Below are 20,754 nucleotides of genomic sequence, written 5' to 3'. Positions count from 1 at the left end.
CGTTAAACCTTTTCTGTGGTGCGACGGCGCACGGGGAATGCGGGTAATACCGCGTTTTGTAGCACACGTCCGGCGTCAGAGGAAAAGGTTAATTTATCTCCCACCACCTGGGTTTCGACGATTTGTCCGTTGTCCATCACCATCACCCGCTGACAGAAGCGTTCCACCAGGCGTAAGTCGTGGGTGATGAACAGGCAGGCGGTGCCAAACTGTTGTTGTAGCTTTTTCAGCAGGCGAATGACGCCCGCCTGTAACACGAGATCAAGGTTAGAAACGGCTTCATCCAGAATCAGTAGTTTCGGTTCGACCGCCAGCGCGCGAGCCAGGCAGACGCGCTGGAGCTGGCCGCCGCTTAACTGCGGTGGGCGTTTGTCGAGAACGCTGTCATCGAGATCGACCGCCTTCAGCATTTCGCTGGCGCGCGCCAGTTGTTCGGATTTTTTCAGTGATAGCAGGTGGCGCATCGGTTCACGCAGGATCTCGCGCACGGTTTTGCGCGGATTCACGGCGCTGATGGAGTCCTGAAATACCATCTGAATATCGCGGCGGAACGCTTTACGCTGGGCGCGATTGAGTTTCGCCAGCGGTTCGCCGCGCCAGCTAATATTCCCTTGTGAGGGAGACTCTAAGCCTACCAGCAGCCGCGCGAGGGTGCTTTTTCCGCAGCCGCTGCGTCCCAGCAGGGCGACGGTTTCGCCGCTTTTCAGGGTCAGGGAAACGTTATTCAGCACCGCCTGATGTTGATGTTTTCCGCTAAATCCACCGTGGGCATAGTGATGGGAAAGGCCGCAGACGTTAAGTAAGGTCATGATGCCAGCTCCATACCGTAGAGGGCGAGATGAGCGGAAACCAGGCTGCGCGTCACCGTATGTTTGGGGGCGTTAAACAGCGTTTCTACATCGCCCTGTTCGACAATTTTACCTTGTGACATCACCGCCACGTCATCCGCCAGACGCGCCACAACGCCCATATCATGGGTGACCAGCAGCATTCCCGGCGCTTGTTTTTGCATAATGCTTTCCAGCAGATCGAGGATGCGCGCCTGTGCTACCACGTCGAGGTCGGTGGTCGGTTCATCGGCGATGATAAACGGTGATTCACACAGCACCGCCATCGCAATCATCATGCGCTGCAACATGCCGCCGCTCATCTCGAACGGGTACAGCTTCAGCACGCGCGCGGCGTTTTCCAGCCCCACCGCTTCTATGGCAGCGGTAAGCGTAGCGTCATCGGCGGGTTTCCCTAACGCCAGGCAGGTTTCCCGCGCGTGGGTGTGCATGGTGTGCAGTGGATTAAAGGCGCTGCGCGGGTTCTGCATGATGGTGGCAATTTTGATGCCGCGCAGGGCGCAAGGCGAAACCGGTTTGCCATCGGCTAAAATTTCCCCCGCCGTCTGGCGAACGCCAGCGGGCAAAATGCCCAGCGTCGCGGCGCAGGTTAATGATTTCCCGCTGCCGCTACCGCCGACTAACGCCAGCACGCGCCCGCGTTGCAGGGTTAACGATACACCGTGTACCAGCGGCTGCGCGGCCTGTAGCGCGATATTACGTAGTTCAATCTGTTGCGGCATTAGTGTGCGTGCTCCGTCACCAGATGAGGATCCAGATGATCGCGCAGTGCGTCACCCACCAGGTTAAAGGCCATCACGCTGATAAACAGCGCCAGCCCCGGCCAGAACATTTGCAGCGGCTGGGTCCAGATATACTGGCGCGCGTCGTTAATCATCACGCCCCATTCGGCGGTCGGCGCGGTCACACCGAGGCCAAGGAAAGACATCCCCGCGACGTGCAGCATCATATGGCCGATATCCAGCGTTGCCAGCACCAGCAGCGAAGGGATCACCGCGCCTGCCAGATGATCGACAAACACCCGCACATGGCCCGCACCGGAAAGCCGTGACGCCAGCACAAACTCGCGTTGGCGTAGTGAAATCACCAGGCTGCGCACCATGCGTGCATACCACGCCCAGTGCGACAGGGCGATGGCGATAATTACGTTGGTCAGCCCGGTGCCGAGCACGCCAACCATAAAGAACGACAGAATCGAGGTCGGGAAGGTCATAAACATATCGGCGACGCGCATGGTGGCCTGATCAACGCGTCCGCCAATCAGTCCGGCGCTGCCGCCAATCACCAGCCCTAATGTCAGCACCAGCAGCAGGCAGGCCATTACCGAACCGAGCGACACGCGGGTCGCCGCCATCAGCCGCGAGAAAATATCACGCCCTAAGTGATCGGTGCCCAGCCAGTGCTGCGCATCCGGCGAAAGCAGGCGCGACGGCAGATCAATAGCCTGAGGGTCATACGGCAGCCACCACTGGCTGGTAAGCGCAATCAGCGCCAGCAGGGCGATAATGATCAGCGCCAGGCGTACCGACCAGCGGGAAGAGAGGAAAAAGTTCACGCGTGCGCTCCTTCATGACGACGAATGCGCGGGTCCAGCGCGGCGTTGAGCAAATCGACAATCAAATTACAGACCACAAAAACCACCACCATCATCAGCGTAAAGCACTGGATCACCGGATAGTCACGGTTAAAAATCGCCGACACCGCATAGCGCCCGACGCCCGGCCAGGCAAAGATGTTTTCGATAATCATCGTCCCGCCGATCAGTTCGCCGATGTGCATCCCCACGGCGGTGATCATCGGCAGCGAGGCATTGCGCAGGATGTGGCGACGTTCGGTCTGTTTGTCGTTCAGGCCGCGCAGACGCGCCCAGGTGACGTGACGCTGACCGGCGACGTCCAGCATACTGGCGCGCAGTAAACGCGCGTTAATCGCCAGCGACATAAAGGCAATGGAAACCGCAGGCAAAATGATGTGCTGCCAGCCGCCGTAACCCATCGCGGGTAGCCATTGCAGATACACCGAAAACGCCATCACCAGTAAAAACGCCAGCCAGAAGTTAGGCATCGACACGCCAAGAAACGCGATGAAACGTACGGCGAAATCCGGCAGACGGTCGCGGTGGCGCGCCGCCCAGATACCGAGCGGTACGGAAGTGAGCAGAATTAATACCAGCGCCGCACCTGCAAGTTCCAGCGTGGCGGGCAGGAAGTTCAGCATATCGTCCAGTACCGGGCGTTGGCTGGCGAATGAGATACCAAAGTCAAGATGCAGCGCCTTCCACAACCAGGTGCCGTACTGGACGTACAGCGGCTGATCCAGTCCCAGCATGGTGCGGGTAGAGGCCAGCATCTCCGGCGTCGGCGGCAGGTTAGACAGACGCAAATAATCGAGCGCCGGGTCGCCGGTACCGAGGCGCAGCATCAGAAAAATGATCACCGAGGCGGCGAGCACCATCGGGATCAGCAGCAGAAAGCGGCGTAATACGTAACGCAACATTAAGGTTTCACCGGTTTAATCTGTTCGAACGGAATTTCGGTGGCGATCGGCGCGTAGGGGATGTTACCCAGCTCCGGTTTTGATACCACCATCATCGAGATGTAGCTGATAGGCAGATAAACCGCCTCGTCATGCAGACGGGTCAGAATGTCGCGATACAGCGCCTGACGTTGCGTTTCGTCATGGGTCGCCAGCACTTCGCCGATCTCTTTATCAATCAGCGGCTTGTCGGCTAATCCTTGCTGTGCCTGGAAGTCAGCGTGCGACGGTACGCGCATTGAACTCAGGAAGGCGTGTGGATCGTATGGCGCGCCCCAGGTGCGGTGGAAAATCATGCCAAAACGACCGTCGCGCTGACGAGCATAGATACTGCTCTCTTCTTCGCCAATCAGCGAGACATCTGCGCCAATCTGGCGCATATCAGCCTGAATGATTTCCGCCATCGATTTGCTTAACGCATCGGTGCCGATGAACGACAGTTCAATGCGCAGCGGCTGACCATTTTTCTCGCGGATGTCTTTGCCCGCAGGCAGCGTCCAACCGGCTTTTTCCAGCAACTCTTTCGCTTTCTGCGGATCGTACTGGCGCGGTTTCAGGCCGAGATTAGCGTAAGGCACAGAAGGGGCAAACAGGGTGTCGGCGACCTGCTGGGTGCCATATAACGCGTTATCAATCAGCGATTTTTTGTTTACCGCGTAATTAAGAGCTTCACGTACTGCCAGCTCGTTGGTGGGGGCTTTGGCGGTATTGAGCGCCAGCATCACGGTTTCGATCGGCTGTGACAGTTGGGTGTGGTAAGCCGGATTCTGGCTAAAGCGGGCGAAGGTATCGAGCGGTAATAACCCTTCGTTTCCGTACAGCAGGTCGATATCGCCAGTTTCAAACGCCACCGCGCGGGTAGTCGGGTCCGGGATGACGTTAAAGGTGATCTTTTTAATCGCTGGCTTTTCGCCCCAGTAGTTTTCGTTACGGACGAAGACATCGTACTGATTCAGTTTCGATTCCTGCAAAATCCATGGTCCGGTGCCAATCGGCGCTTTAATTCCGTTCATGGTTTCATGGTTTTTAAACTGCGAGGGAGCGATAAAACGGAAAGGACGGGGCAGGGCCAGTTCTTGCAGGAAAGGATAGTAGGCGCTTTTCAGGGTAATTTGCAGCTCTGTTTTACTGAGTGCTTTAACATCAACAATCTGGTTTGCCAGCTCCAGCCAGGCGTGACGTTGACGGTTATCGAGCACTGCGCGGAAGTTTTCTGCCGCCGCCTCGGCATCGAACGGTTCACCGTTGGAGAATTTCACGTCATCACGCAGGGTGAAGGTCCAGGTTTTACCATCTTCTGAATGAGTCCAGCTTTTTGCCAGCCACGGGATCACCGAACCGTCTGCCTGATATTTCACCAATGGTTCATAAACCATGCTCTGGGCGAACATCTGGTTAGGCGTGTAAAGGTGCGGGTTTAGTGGCCCGACATTCACCGGCCAGGCGGTGGTGATTTCATCTGGTGCAGCGGCATGGACGATAAAAGACGCACAAGCCAGCAGCGCAAATAGAGTGCGGCGGAGTGTGGAGAGCATGGTAACCCCAATGGATTAAAATAGATGGCGGAAATAAGTATGACGATTTTAAGTATTCGTCATACTGATTACCTGTTCTGGATCAATAGATGGGCAGTCGGGTGGGCGGATCAGTTAACTGAATCGATCCATTGCACACTGTCGGCGGTGAGCGTAAAGGGAGTAGGGGTGCAGATCGCCAGGCTTAAATTTTCAAGCTGACAATGGCTGACTGACAGCGAGGAGTGATAGGTGCTGTCTACGCTGACGATTTGCCAGGCGCTGCCGCCACGCTGTTTAACGATGGCTTCTTTGCGCGTCCAGATGCGCCAGAACATTTCCAGTTGCTGATCAGGATGCACGGCGTCCATCTCAGCGTGTTCCCCGAGGCTGAATACGGCGTTCGCCAGCCAGCGCCAGTTGGCGCGCGGGCGAATCACTTCGATATCGCAGCCGACTTCGCCTTCATCACTCAACAGCAGGGCGATATCGTCACCGCTATGGCTTAAGTTGAACCATAGCGGCGTTTCCGGCGCAAATGCAGGTTTGCCTTGTTCGCCATAGATGATCTCCGGTAGCGGGGAAAGCGTGTGCGAAAGCAATGCACGCCCCGCCAGCCAGCGTTCGCGTCGTGGACCTTGCGGTGCTTGCTCGCGTAAACCCGGTGGCAGTGGAGCTGCGCTTAAGGTCGAAACTTTCCCCAGAACTATCCGATACATATCAGGGCCAACGTTTAATGGAAAATGAAAGTGCGTATCGTATCACTTGTCGCCTCATCCCGGTAACCGACTTTTCGGTCTGCCTGGCCCCAGTAAAATCGCCAGTTTGCTACCGCCTTTGGTGGTTTCCATCCAGATTTTACACACACTGGTTAATGGCACCGAAAGTAGCATCCCTACCGGGCCGAGCAGCCATCCCCAAATTAACAATGAAAGAAATACCACCATGGTGGACATCCCCAGGCGATGGCCCATCATCCGTGGCTCTAAAATATTGCCGATGACCATATGGACAACTAAAAACAATGCGCCGACCAGAATACATTCGTAAATACCATTAAACAGCAGCACCTGAATCATTGGCGGTACGGCGGAAATTACCGCGCCGATATTGGGCACGTAGTTAAGCAAAAACGCCAGTACTGCCCACATCAGCGCAAACTGTACCCCCATCAGCTCCAGCCCCAGCCAGACGATGACACCTGTCCATAAACTGAGTAGCGTCTTCAATGCAAGATAGTGCGAAACGCCTTTAAGTGCGCGGTGTAATCCCGCGATGTGAATCTGTGGATTATTCAGCGCAAAACGCATTTTGTAAGGGACGTGGCGCACTTCAAACAGCATAAAAACTACGGTCATCACCAGCAAAAGCACGCTCGCCATTGCCCCGGAAAGCCCGGTCATTAGCGCTGTGGTGAAGGTAACCACTTTTTCCGAGTCCATCCGCTGCAGCATTCGCTCCGGCGACATATGCAAATTAAGAAAAGGCAACATCTCCTGCAATTTAAAAAGTTTGCGCGTCAGCTCCTTATTAAACTTCGGCAGCATAGAGATAAATTCGTTAAACGATGCCGCCAGTACGCCGACCAGCGCAGTTAGTGCGATCAGCATCACCACCACCACAATCGTAATGGCAATGGGGCGTTGTACTCCCCGACGAATAAACCAGGTGACGAGCGGGTTGAGGACGATGGCAAAAAACAGCGCCAGTAACAGCTGCACAATGATATCTGCCGCTGCGTGAATGCCCGCGAGGATCACTACCAGCGAGGCCAGCTTGAGCAGAATGTGCATGCCCGTTTTATCGGGTTGAGGGGTTTCCATTGGGGCTTCCTTGTGACTTTTTGTATTAAGTGTAGCGGGAGTCACGCCAGCAATATTCTGATTCTTACTGCTGATTTTCACGTCAGCACGTGGTAAAAATGAAACACTGTTGTAAAAATGTGGTGATCCTCATGCCCGAACCCGTAGCCGAACCCGCGCTAAACGGATTGCGTCTGAATTTGCGCATTGTCTCCATTGTCATGTTTAACTTCGCCAGCTACCTCACCATCGGGTTGCCGCTCGCTGTATTACCGGGCTATGTCCATGATGTGATGGGCTTTAGCGCTTTCTGGGCAGGATTGGTTATCAGCCTGCAATATTTCGCCACCTTGCTGAGCCGTCCTCATGCCGGACGTTACGCCGATTTGCTGGGCCCCAAAAAGATTGTCGTCTTCGGTTTATGCGGCTGCTTTTTGAGCGGTCTGGGATATCTGACGGCAGGATTAACCGCCAGTCTGCCCGTCATCAGCCTGTTATTACTTTGCCTGGGACGCGTGATCCTTGGGATTGGGCAAAGTTTTGCCGGAACGGGATCGACCCTGTGGGGCGTTGGCGTGGTTGGCTCGCTGCATATCGGGCGAGTGATTTCGTGGAACGGCATTGTCACTTACGGGGCGATGGCGATGGGTGCGCCGTTAGGCGTCGTGTTTTATCACTGGGGCGGCTTGCAGGCGTTAGCGTTAATCATTATGGGCGTGGCGCTGGTGGCCATTTTGTTGGCGATCCCGCGTCCGACGGTAAAAGCCAGTAAAGGCAAACCGCTGCCGTTTCGCGCGGTGCTTGGGCGCGTCTGGCTGTACGGTATGGCACTGGCACTGGCTTCCGCCGGATTTGGCGTCATCGCCACCTTTATCACGCTGTTTTATGACGCTAAAGGTTGGGACGGTGCGGCTTTCGCGCTGACGCTGTTTAGCTGTGCGTTTGTCGGTACGCGTTTGTTATTCCCTAACGGCATTAACCGTATCGGCGGCTTAAACGTAGCGATGATTTGCTTTAGCGTTGAGATAATCGGCCTGCTACTGGTTGGCGTGGCGACTATGCCGTGGATGGCGAAAATCGGCGTCTTACTGGCGGGGGCAGGGTTTTCGCTGGTGTTCCCGGCATTGGGTGTAGTGGCGGTAAAAGCGGTTCCGCAGCAAAATCAGGGGGCGGCGCTGGCAACTTACACCGTATTTATGGATTTATCGCTTGGCGTGACTGGACCACTGGCTGGGCTGGTGATGAGCTGGGCGGGCGTACCGGTGATTTATCTGGCGGCGGCGGGACTGGTCGCAATCGCGTTATTACTGACGTGGCGATTAAAAAAACGGCCTCCGGAACACGTCCCTGAGGCCGCCTCATCATCTTAAAACTTACTGAATAACCAGCGTATTAATGATGTTTTCTGCGGTGGTCTGCGCTTTTTGCTGATCGTCAGCGGGCAGCGTAATTTGCATGGTCAGCAGTTGATTACCCACGTTACCCAGAATAACGGAAGAGTACGCCGTCTGGCCTTTCGCGGAGATAATACTGTCTAACTGCTGCATTTTGTGACCTTTCAGCTCAATGGCTTTATTGGTTACCACTTGCAGCTGCGGATCGCGGCTACGTTGCTGATCTTCCAGACGCTTCGCCAGCACCGCCAGATCTTCTTTCGGATCATCGCCCATGATGACGATGACTGCTTTCTGCCCGGTGGCGTCGGACCAGACATGCATGTTATTGGCCTGCGTTCCCAGCTTACCGCTCTGGTCGGTCATATCCGCTGGCAGCGAGAAACTTAACTTGCCATCAAGCAGGTTGACGGGATTCCCGGTAGCGTTACTTTCCGCGACCGAACCCTGCGCCGTAGCGTTAGTGTCTTTATCATCACAGGCCGCAAGCCCCATAACCAGCAGGCCAATTCCGACATATTTAACCAGATTGCGCATTGACTTCTTCCTTTCGATAAACGGCCATAACGGCTCATTCATCCATCTTATCACAACTCTGATAACGAACCTTTAACTCGCCTGCAAAGCGTTGATTTCGGATTTATCTGCCAGTCTTTTCAACAGCATATTGAGTAATACGCCATACATTGGCAGGAAGAAAACGATACTGATTAACACTTTGAAACAGTAATCGACCAGCGCGATTTCCATCCAGTGTTCAGCCATAAAGGCATCCGGGCTACGCCAGAAGGCAATGAAGAAAAAGGCCAGCGTGTCGCTGACGTTACCGAACAGTGTGGACGCTGTCGGTGCCAGCCACCAGCGGCGACTCTGACGCAGGCGGTTAAAAACGTGCACGTCGAGGATCTGCCCCAGCGCGTAGGCCATGAAACTGGCGGTGGCGATACGGGCGACAAACAGGTTGAAGTGGGCGAGTGCGCCGAATCCCTGCCAGGAACCCATATAGAATAGCGACGAGATGACGTAGGAGATCAGCAACGCCGGGATCATCACCGCAAAGATGATACGACGGGCCAGCGGTGCGCCAAAAATACGCACGGTCAGGTCGGTAGCAAGGAAAATAAACGGGAAGCTAAACGCGCCCCAGGTGGTATGGAAACCAAAAATGGAGACGGGAAGCTGAACCAGATAGTTACTGGAGGTGATCACCAGCAGATGAAATAACGATAACCAGAACAACGCCTTATAGCGTTGAGTTTGCGAGAAAACGTTCATATTGTACCTTTTTGATTAACCATTGGGGTGAGGGAACCCAATACGTACGACACGTCTGTTACCTTAACATAATAACGTGCTTACCCTTTTTTCGAGCCGCCGCATGATACTGCTTTACGTTGACAATGCAATGGTTAATTTTCACGCAATCGTTAACCTGGTTTGCTTACGGACTCACAGGGCGTAAACTAGCGCCGTTTTTTTATGTGATGAGAAGAAAATGACCGATCTCTTTTCCAGCCCTGACCACACACTCGACGCACTTGGCCTGCGCTGCCCGGAACCAGTAATGATGGTGCGCAAAACAGTGCGCAATATGCAGCCAGGTGAAACGTTGCTGATTATTGCTGACGATCCGGCGACGACCCGCGATATTCCTGGGTTTTGTACCTTTATGGAACACGAACTGGTTGCTAAAGAGACGGATGGACTGCCTTATCGTTATTTGATTCGTAAAGGCGGTTGATGGGGGCAGATTGGCTTCGATGCCGCCTTTTCCCCTCACCCTAACCCTCTCCCCAGAGGAGAGAGGGGACCGATCGCGCTCAATGTTGCGATCGGTTTGCCTTATCTCCTGCGCAACAATCTTAACGCATTCGCTGTCACCAGCACCGTCGCACCCGTATCTGCCAGCACCGCCAGCCATAGTCCGGTCATTCCTAACAGCGTGGTGACGAGGAAGATCCCTTTCAGCCCCAGCGCAATAGTGATGTTCTGGCGGATATTGGCGTGAGTGGCGCGTGCCAGTTCAATCATTTGCACCAGACCGCGCAGGTGGTTATGGGTTAATGCTGCGTCGGCGGTTTCCAGCGCCACGTCTGTGCCGCTGCCCATTGCAATCCCGATGGCGGCAGCTTTCATCGCTGGCGCGTCGTTAATACCGTCACCGACCATCGCCAGCGGCGCATGTTGATTCAGCTCGGTCACCGCTTTGACTTTATCTTCCGGCAACAGGCCCGCTTTAAACTCCAGCCCCAGCTCCCCGGCAATTGCCGCCGCTGCGCGTGGATTATCGCCGGTGAGGATCACCCCTTTGACGCCCAGCGCGTTCAGTTCACTGATGGCAGTTGCAGCATCGGCGCGCAGGGTATCCTGTAACGCAATGACACCAAGCACGTCATCGTTACGTACTACCAGCACTACCGTTTGCCCGGCGCTTTCCAGTTCGTTAATTAAACCAGCAAATGCATCAGCGGGATGTTTCCCGGCAGCGCAAATCAATACGCGCTCACCGTTAACCTGCGCTTCAATGCCAGACCCGACCAGCGCCCGCTGTGATTCGGCGGCGGGAATGGCGAGTGCAGCAACCTGTGCTTCGCGCACGATGGCCTGCGCCAGTGGATGCGTCGCGCCTTGCTCGACCGCCGCCGCCAGTGTCAGCAGTTCAGATTCACTAATACCCGTTGCCGGATGAATCGCGGTAACGCGCGGTTTACCGACGGTCAGCGTACCGGTTTTATCAAACGCCACCTGGGTAACACGACCTAGCTGCTCCAGCGCCGCACCGCCTTTAATTAACGCCCCACGACGTGCCGCTGCTGCCAGCCCGGAGGTAATCGCCGCGGGCGTGGAGATAACTAACGCACACGGGCAGCCAATCAGCAGCAGCGTCAGCCCTTTATAAATCCACTCCTGCCAGCTTGCGGCAAACAGCAGCGGCGGCACCAGCGTTACCAGCAGGGCGACGGCCATAATCGCTGGCGTATAAATACGGCTGAAACGGTCGATAAACCGCTCAATGGGCGCACGGCGCTCTTCGGCTTCTTCGATCAGTTTCAGAATCCGGTCAATGGCGCTGGCACCCGGTTCTGACAGCACTTCCAGCGTTACCAGACGGTCTACGCTGGTGGCTCCTGCAGGAACTTTATCGCCCGTTGCGCGCTCCACCGGAATGGATTCGCCGGTCAGGGCGCTTTCATCAAAACTGGCAAACGGTGAGAGCAGTTTACCGTCGGCAGGCAAACGTCCACCTGCGGCGACTTCAATCACATCTCCAGGGCGCAGGCTGTTAATCGCCACCTCTTCCCGCTCACCGTTACGCAGGTGCGTGGCGGTTTCTGGTTTCAGCGCCATTAACGCGCTAACGCCCTGACGCGCGCGGCTGGCGGCCCAGCCTTCCAGTCGTTCACCAATCAAAAACAGCAGCAACACCATCGCAGCTTCAGCCGTTGCGCCAATAAACAGCGCACCAATAGCAGCTACGCTCATTAAGGTTTCAATGGCGAAGTAACTGCCTGATTTGATCAGCCGTAATGCCTGACGAGCAATCGGGTACAGCCCAACCAGCGTGGTCGCGATAAACGCCAGTTGCCCGAACGGATGATTGAACTGCTCCAGACCCCAGCTGATTACCATCATCACGATTAGCGTAATCAGCGACAAATTCTCTTTCAGGCGTGATGCTTGCGGTTCTTCGGCGGACTGTTCATCGCGCAGGGAATAGCCCGCTTTTTGCACCGCAGATTCAACTTGTGCACGGATGTCATTGTCGGCATCGACCACCAGTTTTTCGGTGGCGAACAGTACCTGCACCTGATTCACGCCTGCAAGCTGGCGCACGGCATTTTCTACCTTGCGCGCACAGGCGGCGCAGTCCATGCCGCTGACTTTCCAGCTATAGCGGGTGCCGGAGACGTTTTCAGAGAGAGTTGGCGTGCTGGAACATGCGCCGTCGCAGCAACAGTCGTTGGCGTTCTGTACCGTGGTTAGCGGTTTGAACGCAGCAAATTGAGGGGCTTTCTTGCCGTGATTGTCAGGAGTCGACATGGCATCCTCCGGTTAAGTTTTTTCTCATTAACCGAAGGATACACTCTGGAGTCGACTCCAGAGTCAAGTTTTATCAGAGATACAGCGAGCGGACGATGAGGAAGTGACCGGCAAAGTAGCAGGCCGCAGCAATCGCGTTATCCGCACGGAAGCGTCGGCGATAGTGGCTACCCAGCCAGACAAAGTTACTGATAAACAGCAATGAAGCGCCGACAAACGCAGAGAGTGCCGGAGCGGTCGGACGGAAGAACCACAGTTCACCTGCCAGCCACACCATCACCAGCGTCATGCCGATAAACGTGCAGATGGGCCAACGATACTCTTCCAGCCGCGTCCAGATAATCGCCAGTAACAGCGCGCCCAGAACCAGCAACACCAGTGGCAGAGGCCAGAAGAAAGAGAGCGTCATCTGACTGGCGAAATAGATGGTGTACAGCAGGTGCGAGAGGAAAAACGCGCCGATGGCGTACATCAGACGTTGACGTGGCAACAGGGTTAGCGCATCGCCCAGCAGTGAGGCGCACAGCCCCGCCAGCACCAGATAGCTAATGGCGTCGAACATCGGCGCTTGCCAGGCCAGTAACAACAGGAGAAGAAGGGTTAACGGTTTAAACACCCAGCGTTGCCAGGTTGGCCCACGATACGATGCATCCACAGATAGCCATGCGGAAAGACAGACAGCGATAAACGACCAAAGCATCTTAGTTCCTTGAATTCGTTATTTTTTCGTAGGCGGAATGCCTACGGTCTTGCTTCCAGTTTAGTGGCGAGGGTGGACGGATGACAACACCATAACTGGCAGGGTATGCTTAATTCCGCATTTTCCGATGAGGGATAAAGATGAGCAAACCACCTCTTTTCTTTATTGTTATCATTGGCTTAATCATCGTCGCCGCATCGTTTCGTTTTATGCAACAGCGACGGGAAAAAGCTGATAATGATATGGCACCGCTCCAGCAAAAGCTGGTGGTGGTGAGCAACAAGCGGGAAAAACCGATTAACGATCGCCGTTCGCGTCAGCAGGAAGTGACTCCGGCAGGCACCAGTATGCGCTATGAGGCAAGCTTCAAACCGCAAAGCGGAGGAATGGAGCAGACGTTTCGCCTCGACGCCCAGCAGTACCACGCCCTGACAGTGGGCGATAAAGGTACGCTGAGCTATAAAGGAACGCGCTTTGTTAGCTTTGTTGGCGAACAATAAGGTTATTTTTTAACTTTAAATTTCTTCTGCCAGACCAGCAGTTCAAACACGCCGAAAAGGAAAATCCGCACCTTTTCGGCGGTGGTCATCTGCGGGCCATCTTTCGGTAAAGTGGATTTCAATAGCGCCAGCTGCATACCATGCATCAGCACGGTAAAAATCAGCGCCACGTTAACGAAAATATTCAGCGGGCGCGGGAAGGGATGCACCAGGTTGAGGATTAAAAATCCCCAAACGCAGAGCATTAACAAACGTCCAATATTAATCAGCATCACTTTCTCCTTGTGCTTCGCGTTGATACAGCCGATAAGCCACCTGACCCGCCACTTTTTCCCGATGCAATGACCAGTTTGCCGGAACAGTGGGCAGACCGTTTTCGACTTCGCTTTCGACATAAATCAGGGCTTCGTCAGCCAGCCAGCCGTTATCTTCCAGTAAATTTATCGTCTCTTCTAACAAGCCACGGCGGAACGGTGGATCGACAAACACGATATTATGCGGTGTGCCTTTTTGCGCCAGGAATGACATCGCGTTGCTGTTCACCACGCGTGCATTGCCTGCTTTTAGTGTCGCCAGATTCTTAATTAACTGCTGAGAAACTGCACGATCCATCTCAATCAACGTGGCCCCCGCAGCGTAGCGTGATAACGCTTCCAGCCCCAGCGCGCCGCTTCCGGCGAAGCAATCCAGACATTGGGCGTCAACAATGACCGGAGCCAGCCAGTTAAATAACGTTTCGCGTACGCGGTCGGTGGTGGGGCGCAGACCTGGGCTATCAGGAACCGGGAGTTTACGGCCTCGCCACTGCCCGCCAATAATGCGGATTTGGCCGCTGCCGGAATGATTCGGTTTTTTCATGATAAATTGCTCAATCCGCCAGATAACACATACTTGCAGGCGGTGATGTGAATTAAGTTAAGTGATAGACTATTTCATCATTTTTTTAGCTGCTATGTACATAGCGTTAACGCTGTGCCATGAAGCAACAGCGAGGAGTGTAGTCGCAAATGGCGAAAGAAAAAAAACGTGGCTTTTTTTCCTGGCTGGGCTTTGGTCAAAAAGAGCAGACCCCGGAAAAAGAGACAGAAGTTCAGAATGAACAACCGGTTGTAGAAGAAATCGTTCAGGCGCAAGAGCCTGTGAAGGCTTCTGAACAAGCCGTTGAAGAGCAGCCGCAGGCGCATACTGAAGCCGAGGCGGAAACTTTTGCTGCCGAAGTTGTGGAAGTCACTGAACAGGTTGCTGAAAGTGAAAAAGCGCAGCCTGAAGCGGAAGTCGTTGCACAGCCGGAACCGGTCGTAGAAGAAACGCCGGAGCCAGTGGCTATCGAACGTGAAGAGCTGCCGTTGCCGGAAGACGTCAACGCCGAAGAGGTTTCGCCAGAAGAGTGGCAGGCTGAAGCGGAAACCGTAGAGATTGTCGAAGCGGCGGAAGAAGAAGCGGCTAAAGAAGAAATTACCGACGAAGAGCTGGAAACACAGGCGCTGGCTGCCGAAGCGGCAGAAGAGGCGGTGATGGTGGTTCCTCCGGCAGAAGAAGAGCAGCCGGTGGAAGAAATCGCTCAGGAGCAGGAAAAACCGACCAAAGAAGGTTTTTTCGCGCGCCTGAAACGCAGCCTGTTAAAAACCAAAGAAAATCTCGGTTCCGGATTTATCAGCCTGTTCCGCGGTAAAAAAATCGACGATGATCTGTTTGAGGAGCTGGAAGAGCAGCTTTTGATCGCCGATGTGGGTGTGGAAACCACACGTAAAATTATCACCAATCTGACGGAAGGCGCATCCCGCAAGCAGCTTCGTGATGCCGAGGCGCTCTATGGCCTGCTGAAAGAAGAGATGGGCGAGATTCTGGCGAAAGTCGATGAGCCGCTGAATGTTGAAGGTAAAACGCCGTTCGTGATCCTGATGGTGGGCGTCAACGGTGTGGGTAAAACCACGACGATTGGTAAGCTGGCGCGTCAGTTTGAGCAGCAGGGTAAATCGGTGATGCTGGCGGCGGGCGATACTTTCCGTGCAGCAGCGGTTGAACAGCTTCAGGTCTGGGGTCAGCGCAACAATATTCCGGTTATTGCCCAGCATACCGGTGCGGATTCCGCCTCTGTTATCTTCGACGCCATTCAGGCAGCTAAAGCGCGTAATATCGACGTCTTGATTGCCGATACCGCCGGACGCCTGCAGAACAAATCGCACCTGATGGAAGAGTTGAAGAAAATCGTCCGCGTGATGAAGAAACTCGACGTTGAAGCGCCGCATGAAGTTATGCTGACTATCGATGCCAGCACCGGGCAGAACGCGGTAAGCCAGGCCAAACTGTTCCACGAAGCCGTTGGCTTAACCGGCATCACGCTAACGAAACTGGACGGCACGGCGAAAGGCGGGGTAATTTTCTCGGTGGCTGACCAGTTTGGTATCCCTATCCGCTACATTGGTGTCGGCGAACGTATTGAGGATTTGCGTCCGTTTAAGGCGGACGACTTTATAGAGGCACTTTTTGCCCGAGAGGATTAACAATGATTCGCTTTGAACATGTCAGCAAGGCTTATCTCGGTGGGAGACAGGCGCTGCAGGGCGTTACGTTCCATATGCAGCCGGGTGAGATGGCGTTTCTGACCGGTCATTCCGGCGCAGGGAAAAGTACCCTCCTGAAGCTGATCTGTGGGATTGAGCGGCCCAGCGCCGGGAAAATCTGGTTTAGCGGCCATGACATCACGCGTCTGAAAAACCGTGAAGTTCCGTTTCTGCGCCGCCAGATTGGCATGATTTTCCAGGATCACCATCTACTGATGGACCGTACTGTCTACGATAACGTGGCGATCCCGCTGATTATCGCTGGTGCCAGCGGTGACGATATTCGTCGCCGGGTGTCGGCGGCACTGGATAAAGTCGGGCTACTGGACAAAGCGAAGAACTTCCCTATTCAGCTTTCCGGCGGTGAACAACAGCGTGTTGGCATTGCCCGCGCGGTGGTGAACAAGCCTGCGGTACTGCTGGCGGACGAACCGACTGGTAACCTGGACGACGCGTTGTCGGAAGGGATTCTACGTCTGTTTGAAGAGTTTAACCGCGTTGGGGTAACCGTATTGATGGCAACGCACGACATCAACCTGATTTCGCGGCGTTCCTATCGCATGCTCACCCTGAGCGATGGTCACTTGCATGGAGGCGTGGGCCATGAATAAGCGCGATGCAATCAATCATATTCGGCAGTTTGGCGGGCGTCTTGATCGCTTCCGTAAATCGGTCGGCGGCTCAGGCGACGGCGGTCGTAACGCACCGAAACGCGCGAAATCCTCGCCAAAACCGGTAAATCGCAAAACCAACGTTTTCAACGAACAGGTGCGCTATGCCTTCCACGGCGCATTGCAGGATCTGAAAAGCAAACCGTTCGCCACGTTTTTAACGGTGATGGTTATCGCCATCTCCCTGACGCTGCCCAGCGTCTGTTATATGGTGTACAAAAACGTTAACCAGGCGGCGACGCAATATTATCCGTCACCGCAAATCACTGTTTATCTGCAAAAAACGCTGGACGATGACGCTGCTGCGGGCGTGGTGGCACAGTTGCAGGCCGAGCAAGGCGTGGAGAAAGTGAATTATCTTTCTCGTGAAGATGCACTGGGCGAGTTCCGTAACTGGTCTGGTTTTGGTGGTGCGCTGGATATGCTGGAAGAAAACCCGCTTCCGGCAGTGGCGGTGGTGATCCCGAAACTCGACTTTCAGGGGACGGAGTCTCTGAATACGCTGCGTGATCGTATCACGCAGATTAACGGCATTGACGAAGTGCGGATGGATGACAGCTGGTTTGCCCGTCTGGCGGCGTTGACCGGGCTGGTCGGGCGCGTTTCGGCGATGATCGGCGTGTTGATGGTGGCGGCAGTGTTCCTCGTCATCGGTAACAGTGTACGCCTGAGTATCTTTGCTCGTCGTGACTCCATTAACGTGCAGAAACTGATTGGTGCGACGGATGGTTTCATCCTGCGCCCGTTCCTGTACGGTGGCGCACTGCTGGGATTTTCTGGCGCATTGTTGTCACTAATTTTGTCAGAAATTCTGGTACTGCGTTTGTCATCGGCGGTTGCGGAAGTGGCACAGGTTTTCGGAACGAAGTTTGATATCAATGGCTTATCGTTCGATGAATGCCTGCTATTGCTGCTGGTATGCTCGATGATTGGCTGGGTGGCAGCGTGGCTTGCCACGGTACAACATTTACGCCACTTTACGCCTGAATAATAAAAGCGTGTTATACTCTTTCCCTGCAATGGGTTCCGTAGCAGGGAAAGAGACCCCGTTGTCTCTTCCCGGTATTTCATCTCTATGTCACATTTTGTGCGTAATTTATTCACAAGCTTGCATTGAACTTGTGGATAAAATCACGGTCTGATAAAACAGTGAATGATAACCTCGTTGCTCTTAAGCTCTGGCACAGTTGTTGCTACCACTGAAGCGCCAGAAGATATCGATTGAGAGGATTTGAATGACTGACAAAATGCAAAGTTTAGCTTTAGCCCCAGTTGGCAACCTGGATTCCTACATCCGGGCAGCTAACGCGTGGCCGATGTTGTCGGCTGACGAGGAGCGGGCGCTGGCTGAAAAGCTGCATTACCATGGCGATCTGGAAGCAGCTAAAACGCTGATCCTGTCTCACCTGCGGTTTGTTGTTCATATTGCTCGTAATTATGCGGGCTATGGCCTGCCACAGGCGGATTTGATTCAGGAAGGTAACATCGGCCTGATGAAAGCAGTGCGCCGTTTCAACCCGGAAGTGGGTGTGCGCCTGGTCTCCTTCGCCGTTCACTGGATCAAAGCAGAGATCCACGAATACGTTCTGCGTAACTGGCGTATCGTCAAAGTTGCGACCACCAAAGCGCAGCGCAAACTGTTCTTCAACCTGCGTAAAACCAAGCAGCGTTTGGGCTGGTTTAACCAGGATGAAGTCGAAATGGTGGCCCGTGAACTGGGCGTAACCAGCAAAGACGTACGTGAGATGGAATCACGTATGGCGGCACAGGACATGACCTTTGACCTGTCTTCCGACGACGATTCCGACAGCCAGCCGATGGCACCGGTGCTCTATCTGCAGGATAAATCATCTAACTTTGCCGACGGCATTGAAGATGATAACTGGGAAGAGCAGGCGGCAAACCGCCTGACCGACGCGATGCAAGGTCTGGACGAGCGTAGCCAGGACATCATCCGCGCGCGCTGGCTGGACGAAGACAACAAGTCCACGTTGCAGGAACTGGCTGACCGTTACGGTGTTTCCGCTGAGCGTGTGCGCCAGCTGGAAAAGAACGCGATGAAAAAACTTCGCGCCGCCATTGAAGCGTAATTTCCGCTATTAAGCAGAGAACCCTGGATGAGAGTCCGGGGTTTTTGTTTTTTTGGGCCTCTGCAATAATCAATTTCCCCTTCCGGCAAAACGCCAATCCCCACGCAGATTGTTAATAAACTGTCAAAATAGCTATTCCAATATCATAAAAATGGGGTATGTTTTAGCAGAGTATGCTGCTAAAGCACGGGTAGTCATGCATAAAACGAAATAAAGTGCTGAATCACAACACCACAACACACGTAATAACCAGAAGAATGGGGATTCTCAGGATGAATATAAAGGGTAAAGCGTTACTGGCAGGATGTATCGCGCTGGCATTCAGCAATATGGCTCTGGCGGAAGATATTAAAGTTGCGGTCGTGGGCGCAATGTCCGGTCCGGTTGCGCAGTACGGTGACCAGGAGTTTACCGGCGCAGAGCAGGCGGTTGCGGATATCAACGCTAAAGGCGGCATTAAAGGCAACAAACTGCAAATCGTAAAATATGACGATGCCTGTGACCCGAAACAGGCGGTTGCGGTGGCGAACAAAGTCGTTAACGACGGCATTAAATATGTGATTGGTCACCTCTGTTCTTCATCAACGCAGCCTGCGTCTGACATCTACGAAGACGAAGGCATTTTAATGATCACCCCAGCGGCAACCGCGCCGGAGCTGACCGCCCGTGGCTATCAGCTGATCCTGCGCACCACCGGCCTGGACTCCGACCAGGGGCCGACGGCGGCGAAATATATTCTTGAGAAAGTGAAACCGCAGCGTATTGCTATCGTTCACGACAAACAGCAATACGGCGAAGGTCTGGCGCGAGCGGTGCAGGACGGCCTGAAGAAAGGCAATGCTAACGTGGTGTTCTTTGATGGTATCACCGCCGGGGAAAAAGATTTCTCAACGCTGGTGGCGCGTCTGAAAAAAGAGAATATCGACTTCGTTTACTACGGCGGTTATCACCCGGAAATGGGGCAAATCCTGCGTCAGGCACGCGCGGCAGGGTTGAAAACTCAGTTTATGGGGCCGGAAGGCGTGGCTAACGTCTCGCTGTCTAACATTGCGGGCGAATCAGCGGAAGGGCTGCTGGTGACCAAGCCGAAGAACTACGATCAGGTTCCGGCGAACAAACCCATTGTTGATGCGATCAAAGCGAAAAAACAGGACCCAAGCGGCGCATTCGTCTGGACCACCTACGCCGCGCTGCAATCTTTGCAGGCGGGCCTGAATCAGTCTGACGATCCGGCTGAGATCGCCAAATACCTGAAAGCGAACTCGGTTGATACCGTGATGGGTCCGCTGACGTGGGATGAGAAAGGTGACCTGAAAGGCTTTGAGTTCGGTGTATTTGACTGGCACGCCAACGGCACGGCGACCGATGCGAAGTAATCATTAATCGGCAACTTTGGGTTGCCGCCAAATTGCTAATATCGAGTACGTTGCTTCATGCCGGATGCGGCGTAAACGCCTTATCCGGCCTACAAGATCCAAAGAAATCAGTAAATTGCAGCACACATTGTAGGCCTGATAAGCGTAGCGCATCAGGCAATTTCTCGTTGGTCATCACTTTTGAAATCAAACTTGACGATTAACGCTTCTCCCAGCCGCCCTGCTGTGCCGTAAATCCCAGTGCCTGCATAAACGCCGTCATCACACCGCGATCTTCTACGCCTGCATCCGCCATCCACCAGGATGAAACGCTGGCATTATCACTTAACACCTCTTCCAGCAGATATTGCCCCACGCCGCGACGTCGGGTGACTTCCCGCACGCGCAGAGAATCCAGTGCCCCCCCGGTGCCGCTCAAGGTTACGCGTACAGCAGCAAGCAGGCGCTCGTTGAAACGTGCGGCGTAGATGCGGTGGTTATCGTCAACCTGTAAAGAGGAAGGGGAATACTCCGGCCAGATCTTTTGCAGGTCAATCCGGTCCTGGTCGCTAAATTTTTCTAATCGAATGATGGTCAGCTTCATGGGTAACCCGTGTAAATCACAAAAGTGGAACCAGTGTAGCGAAATAATTTAATCGGAGGCTTTCTCTTTTTTATTTCTTTTGGCAGGTGATTAATTTTTTAACAGCAATAATTACAAAGTTAAAACATTAGAGAAT

The 20,754-nt window shown here is 54.1% G+C and carries 22 protein-coding genes; 8 read left to right on the top strand and 14 right to left on the bottom strand.

Translation table 11 applies throughout. The annotated features are described in order from the left end of the window. Nucleotides 1-2: 2 nt before the first annotated feature. From nikE to HUZ68_RS21570, 7 genes are all read right to left on the bottom strand, one after another. Nucleotides 3-809: a nickel import ATP-binding protein NikE gene (gene nikE, locus HUZ68_RS21600; RefSeq protein WP_000173666.1), complete on the bottom strand. Its 807-nt coding sequence runs from the start codon at nucleotides 807-809 to the stop codon at nucleotides 3-5. Then, nucleotides 806-1,570: a nickel import ATP-binding protein NikD gene (nikD, locus tag HUZ68_RS21595; protein WP_001136236.1), complete on the bottom strand. Its 765-nt coding sequence runs from the start codon at nucleotides 1,568-1,570 to the stop codon at nucleotides 806-808. Before nikD ends, nikE begins: the two co-directional genes overlap by 4 nt. After that, a complete protein-coding gene (nikC, locus tag HUZ68_RS21590) occupies nucleotides 1,570-2,403 on the bottom strand; it encodes a nickel ABC transporter permease subunit NikC (protein WP_001008963.1) in 834 nt (277 codons plus the stop codon). The genes nikD and nikC overlap by 1 nt, the downstream gene beginning before the upstream one ends. Then, on the bottom strand, nucleotides 2,400-3,344 hold the full coding sequence (gene nikB, locus HUZ68_RS21585; protein ID WP_000947068.1) for a nickel ABC transporter permease subunit NikB: 945 nt from the start codon (nucleotides 3,342-3,344) through the stop codon (nucleotides 2,400-2,402). Before nikB ends, nikC begins: the two co-directional genes overlap by 4 nt. Continuing rightward, complete coding sequence (gene nikA / locus HUZ68_RS21580) at nucleotides 3,344-4,918, bottom strand: nickel ABC transporter substrate-binding protein (RefSeq protein ID WP_000953356.1); 1,575 nt, start codon at nucleotides 4,916-4,918, stop codon at nucleotides 3,344-3,346. The genes nikB and nikA overlap by 1 nt, the downstream gene beginning before the upstream one ends. A 110-nt stretch (nucleotides 4,919-5,028) precedes the next feature. Beyond that, the gene (acpT, locus tag HUZ68_RS21575) at nucleotides 5,029-5,616 is read right to left on the bottom strand and encodes a 4'-phosphopantetheinyl transferase AcpT (protein WP_000285784.1); all 588 of its coding nucleotides are present in this window, start codon (nucleotides 5,614-5,616) and stop codon (nucleotides 5,029-5,031) included. A gap of 54 nt (nucleotides 5,617-5,670) precedes the next feature. After that, a complete protein-coding gene (locus tag HUZ68_RS21570; RefSeq protein WP_001298713.1) occupies nucleotides 5,671-6,720 on the bottom strand; it encodes an AI-2E family transporter in 1,050 nt (349 codons plus the stop codon). 131 nt (nucleotides 6,721-6,851) lie between these two features. Here HUZ68_RS21570 and HUZ68_RS21565 point away from each other — a divergent pair, with 131 nt between their 5' ends. Beyond that, nucleotides 6,852-8,069, top strand: coding sequence for an MFS transporter (locus tag HUZ68_RS21565; RefSeq protein ID WP_001309018.1), 1,218 nt, complete (start codon nucleotides 6,852-6,854; stop codon nucleotides 8,067-8,069). Between the two features lie 3 nt (nucleotides 8,070-8,072). On the opposite strand, the gene dcrB is transcribed toward HUZ68_RS21565, so the two are convergent. Together dcrB and HUZ68_RS21555 are read right to left on the bottom strand one after the other, a co-directional pair. Beyond that, nucleotides 8,073-8,630 carry a phage sensitivity protein DcrB gene (dcrB, locus tag HUZ68_RS21560; protein ID WP_001245295.1) on the bottom strand — a complete coding sequence of 186 codons (558 nt, stop codon included), beginning with the start codon at nucleotides 8,628-8,630 and terminating at the stop codon, nucleotides 8,073-8,075. Between the two features lie 72 nt (nucleotides 8,631-8,702). Further along, a complete protein-coding gene (locus HUZ68_RS21555) occupies nucleotides 8,703-9,368 on the bottom strand; it encodes a 7-cyano-7-deazaguanine/7-aminomethyl-7-deazaguanine transporter (protein ID WP_001100467.1) in 666 nt (221 codons plus the stop codon). Between the two features lie 220 nt (nucleotides 9,369-9,588). On the opposite strand from HUZ68_RS21555, the gene tusA reads away from it, so the two are divergent. Next, nucleotides 9,589-9,834 carry a sulfurtransferase TusA gene (gene tusA / locus HUZ68_RS21550; RefSeq protein ID WP_000130621.1) on the top strand — a complete coding sequence of 82 codons (246 nt, stop codon included), beginning with the start codon at nucleotides 9,589-9,591 and terminating at the stop codon, nucleotides 9,832-9,834. A gap of 101 nt (nucleotides 9,835-9,935) precedes the next feature. On the opposite strand, the gene zntA is transcribed toward tusA, so the two are convergent. Then, nucleotides 9,936-12,134: a Zn(II)/Cd(II)/Pb(II) translocating P-type ATPase ZntA gene (zntA, locus tag HUZ68_RS21545; protein ID WP_033815666.1), complete on the bottom strand. Its 2,199-nt coding sequence runs from the start codon at nucleotides 12,132-12,134 to the stop codon at nucleotides 9,936-9,938. A gap of 73 nt (nucleotides 12,135-12,207) precedes the next feature. Further along, nucleotides 12,208-12,834, bottom strand: a complete 627-nt coding sequence (locus HUZ68_RS21540) for a lysoplasmalogenase (RefSeq protein ID WP_000964718.1) — start codon at nucleotides 12,832-12,834, stop codon at nucleotides 12,208-12,210. A 140-nt stretch (nucleotides 12,835-12,974) separates the two neighbouring features. Between HUZ68_RS21540 and HUZ68_RS21535 the strand changes: the two genes are divergently transcribed. Continuing rightward, complete coding sequence (locus tag HUZ68_RS21535; RefSeq protein ID WP_000042886.1) at nucleotides 12,975-13,334, top strand: DUF2500 domain-containing protein; 360 nt, start codon at nucleotides 12,975-12,977, stop codon at nucleotides 13,332-13,334. Between the two features lie 2 nt (nucleotides 13,335-13,336). Here the strand turns inward: HUZ68_RS21535 and HUZ68_RS21530 are convergent, their stop codons facing one another. Next, nucleotides 13,337-13,606 (bottom strand): DUF1145 family protein, encoded by a 270-nt coding sequence (locus HUZ68_RS21530; RefSeq protein WP_001295207.1) that lies wholly within the window; start codon nucleotides 13,604-13,606, stop codon nucleotides 13,337-13,339. Next, nucleotides 13,596-14,192, bottom strand: a complete 597-nt coding sequence (rsmD, locus tag HUZ68_RS21525) for a 16S rRNA (guanine(966)-N(2))-methyltransferase (RefSeq protein ID WP_000743193.1) — start codon at nucleotides 14,190-14,192, stop codon at nucleotides 13,596-13,598. The genes HUZ68_RS21530 and rsmD overlap by 11 nt, the downstream gene beginning before the upstream one ends. 149 nt (nucleotides 14,193-14,341) lie before the next feature. Between rsmD and ftsY the strand changes: the two genes are divergently transcribed. The 5 genes from ftsY (at nucleotide 14,342) to livJ (ending at nucleotide 20,035) form a co-directional block, all read left to right on the top strand. Next, entirely contained in the window at nucleotides 14,342-15,838 is a 1,497-nt protein-coding gene (gene ftsY / locus HUZ68_RS21520; RefSeq protein WP_033815667.1) for a signal recognition particle-docking protein FtsY, read from the top strand. Between the two features lie 2 nt (nucleotides 15,839-15,840). Then, entirely contained in the window at nucleotides 15,841-16,509 is a 669-nt protein-coding gene (gene ftsE, locus HUZ68_RS21515; protein WP_000617723.1) for a cell division ATP-binding protein FtsE, read from the top strand. After that, nucleotides 16,502-17,560 carry a permease-like cell division protein FtsX gene (gene ftsX / locus HUZ68_RS21510; RefSeq protein ID WP_001042003.1) on the top strand — a complete coding sequence of 353 codons (1,059 nt, stop codon included), beginning with the start codon at nucleotides 16,502-16,504 and terminating at the stop codon, nucleotides 17,558-17,560. Before ftsE ends, ftsX begins: the two co-directional genes overlap by 8 nt. A gap of 244 nt (nucleotides 17,561-17,804) precedes the next feature. Next, nucleotides 17,805-18,659, top strand: a complete 855-nt coding sequence (rpoH, locus tag HUZ68_RS21505) for an RNA polymerase sigma factor RpoH (protein WP_000130217.1) — start codon at nucleotides 17,805-17,807, stop codon at nucleotides 18,657-18,659. 272 nt (nucleotides 18,660-18,931) lie between these two features. Then, on the top strand, nucleotides 18,932-20,035 hold the full coding sequence (livJ, locus tag HUZ68_RS21500; RefSeq protein WP_001021996.1) for a branched chain amino acid ABC transporter substrate-binding protein LivJ: 1,104 nt from the start codon (nucleotides 18,932-18,934) through the stop codon (nucleotides 20,033-20,035). A 199-nt stretch (nucleotides 20,036-20,234) separates the two neighbouring features. Here livJ and panM read toward each other — a convergent pair whose 3' ends face one another. After that, complete coding sequence (gene panM / locus HUZ68_RS21495) at nucleotides 20,235-20,618, bottom strand: aspartate 1-decarboxylase autocleavage activator PanM (RefSeq protein ID WP_000778770.1); 384 nt, start codon at nucleotides 20,616-20,618, stop codon at nucleotides 20,235-20,237. Nucleotides 20,619-20,754: the final 136 nt, after the last annotated feature.

Origin of the sequence: Shigella dysenteriae, from assembly GCF_022354085.1 — a bacterium.
Taxonomy (GTDB): domain Bacteria; phylum Pseudomonadota; class Gammaproteobacteria; order Enterobacterales; family Enterobacteriaceae; genus Escherichia; species Escherichia coli.
This window is presented reverse-complemented; position numbering and strand designations above follow the sequence as displayed.

Excerpts from the sequence above, each read along its gene's own strand:
- nikA (WP_000953356.1), bottom strand. The coding sequence starts at position 4,918 with ATGCTCTCCACACTCCGCCGCACTCTATTTGCGCTGCTGGCTTGTGCG.
- ftsE (WP_000617723.1), top strand. The coding sequence starts at position 15,841 with ATGATTCGCTTTGAACATGTCAGCAAGGCTTATCTCGGTGGGAGACAG.
- ftsX (WP_001042003.1), top strand. The coding sequence starts at position 16,502 with ATGAATAAGCGCGATGCAATCAATCATATTCGGCAGTTTGGCGGGCGT.
- HUZ68_RS21540 (WP_000964718.1), bottom strand. The coding sequence starts at position 12,834 with ATGCTTTGGTCGTTTATCGCTGTCTGTCTTTCCGCATGGCTATCTGTG.
- HUZ68_RS21565 (WP_001309018.1), top strand. The coding sequence starts at position 6,852 with ATGCCCGAACCCGTAGCCGAACCCGCGCTAAACGGATTGCGTCTGAAT.
- HUZ68_RS21535 (WP_000042886.1), top strand. The coding sequence starts at position 12,975 with ATGAGCAAACCACCTCTTTTCTTTATTGTTATCATTGGCTTAATCATC.
- acpT (WP_000285784.1), bottom strand. The coding sequence starts at position 5,616 with ATGTATCGGATAGTTCTGGGGAAAGTTTCGACCTTAAGCGCAGCTCCA.
- zntA (WP_033815666.1), bottom strand. The coding sequence starts at position 12,134 with ATGTCGACTCCTGACAATCACGGCAAGAAAGCCCCTCAATTTGCTGCG.
- nikD (WP_001136236.1), bottom strand. The coding sequence starts at position 1,570 with ATGCCGCAACAGATTGAACTACGTAATATCGCGCTACAGGCCGCGCAG.
- HUZ68_RS21530 (WP_001295207.1), bottom strand. The coding sequence starts at position 13,606 with ATGCTGATTAATATTGGACGTTTGTTAATGCTCTGCGTTTGGGGATTT.
- tusA (WP_000130621.1), top strand. The coding sequence starts at position 9,589 with ATGACCGATCTCTTTTCCAGCCCTGACCACACACTCGACGCACTTGGC.
- ftsY (WP_033815667.1), top strand. The coding sequence starts at position 14,342 with ATGGCGAAAGAAAAAAAACGTGGCTTTTTTTCCTGGCTGGGCTTTGGT.
- nikB (WP_000947068.1), bottom strand. The coding sequence starts at position 3,344 with ATGTTGCGTTACGTATTACGCCGCTTTCTGCTGCTGATCCCGATGGTG.
- rsmD (WP_000743193.1), bottom strand. The coding sequence starts at position 14,192 with ATGAAAAAACCGAATCATTCCGGCAGCGGCCAAATCCGCATTATTGGC.
- livJ (WP_001021996.1), top strand. The coding sequence starts at position 18,932 with ATGAATATAAAGGGTAAAGCGTTACTGGCAGGATGTATCGCGCTGGCA.
- nikE (WP_000173666.1), bottom strand. The coding sequence starts at position 809 with ATGACCTTACTTAACGTCTGCGGCCTTTCCCATCACTATGCCCACGGT.
- HUZ68_RS21570 (WP_001298713.1), bottom strand. The coding sequence starts at position 6,720 with ATGGAAACCCCTCAACCCGATAAAACGGGCATGCACATTCTGCTCAAG.
- dcrB (WP_001245295.1), bottom strand. The coding sequence starts at position 8,630 with ATGCGCAATCTGGTTAAATATGTCGGAATTGGCCTGCTGGTTATGGGG.
- HUZ68_RS21555 (WP_001100467.1), bottom strand. The coding sequence starts at position 9,368 with ATGAACGTTTTCTCGCAAACTCAACGCTATAAGGCGTTGTTCTGGTTA.
- rpoH (WP_000130217.1), top strand. The coding sequence starts at position 17,805 with ATGACTGACAAAATGCAAAGTTTAGCTTTAGCCCCAGTTGGCAACCTG.
- panM (WP_000778770.1), bottom strand. The coding sequence starts at position 20,618 with ATGAAGCTGACCATCATTCGATTAGAAAAATTTAGCGACCAGGACCGG.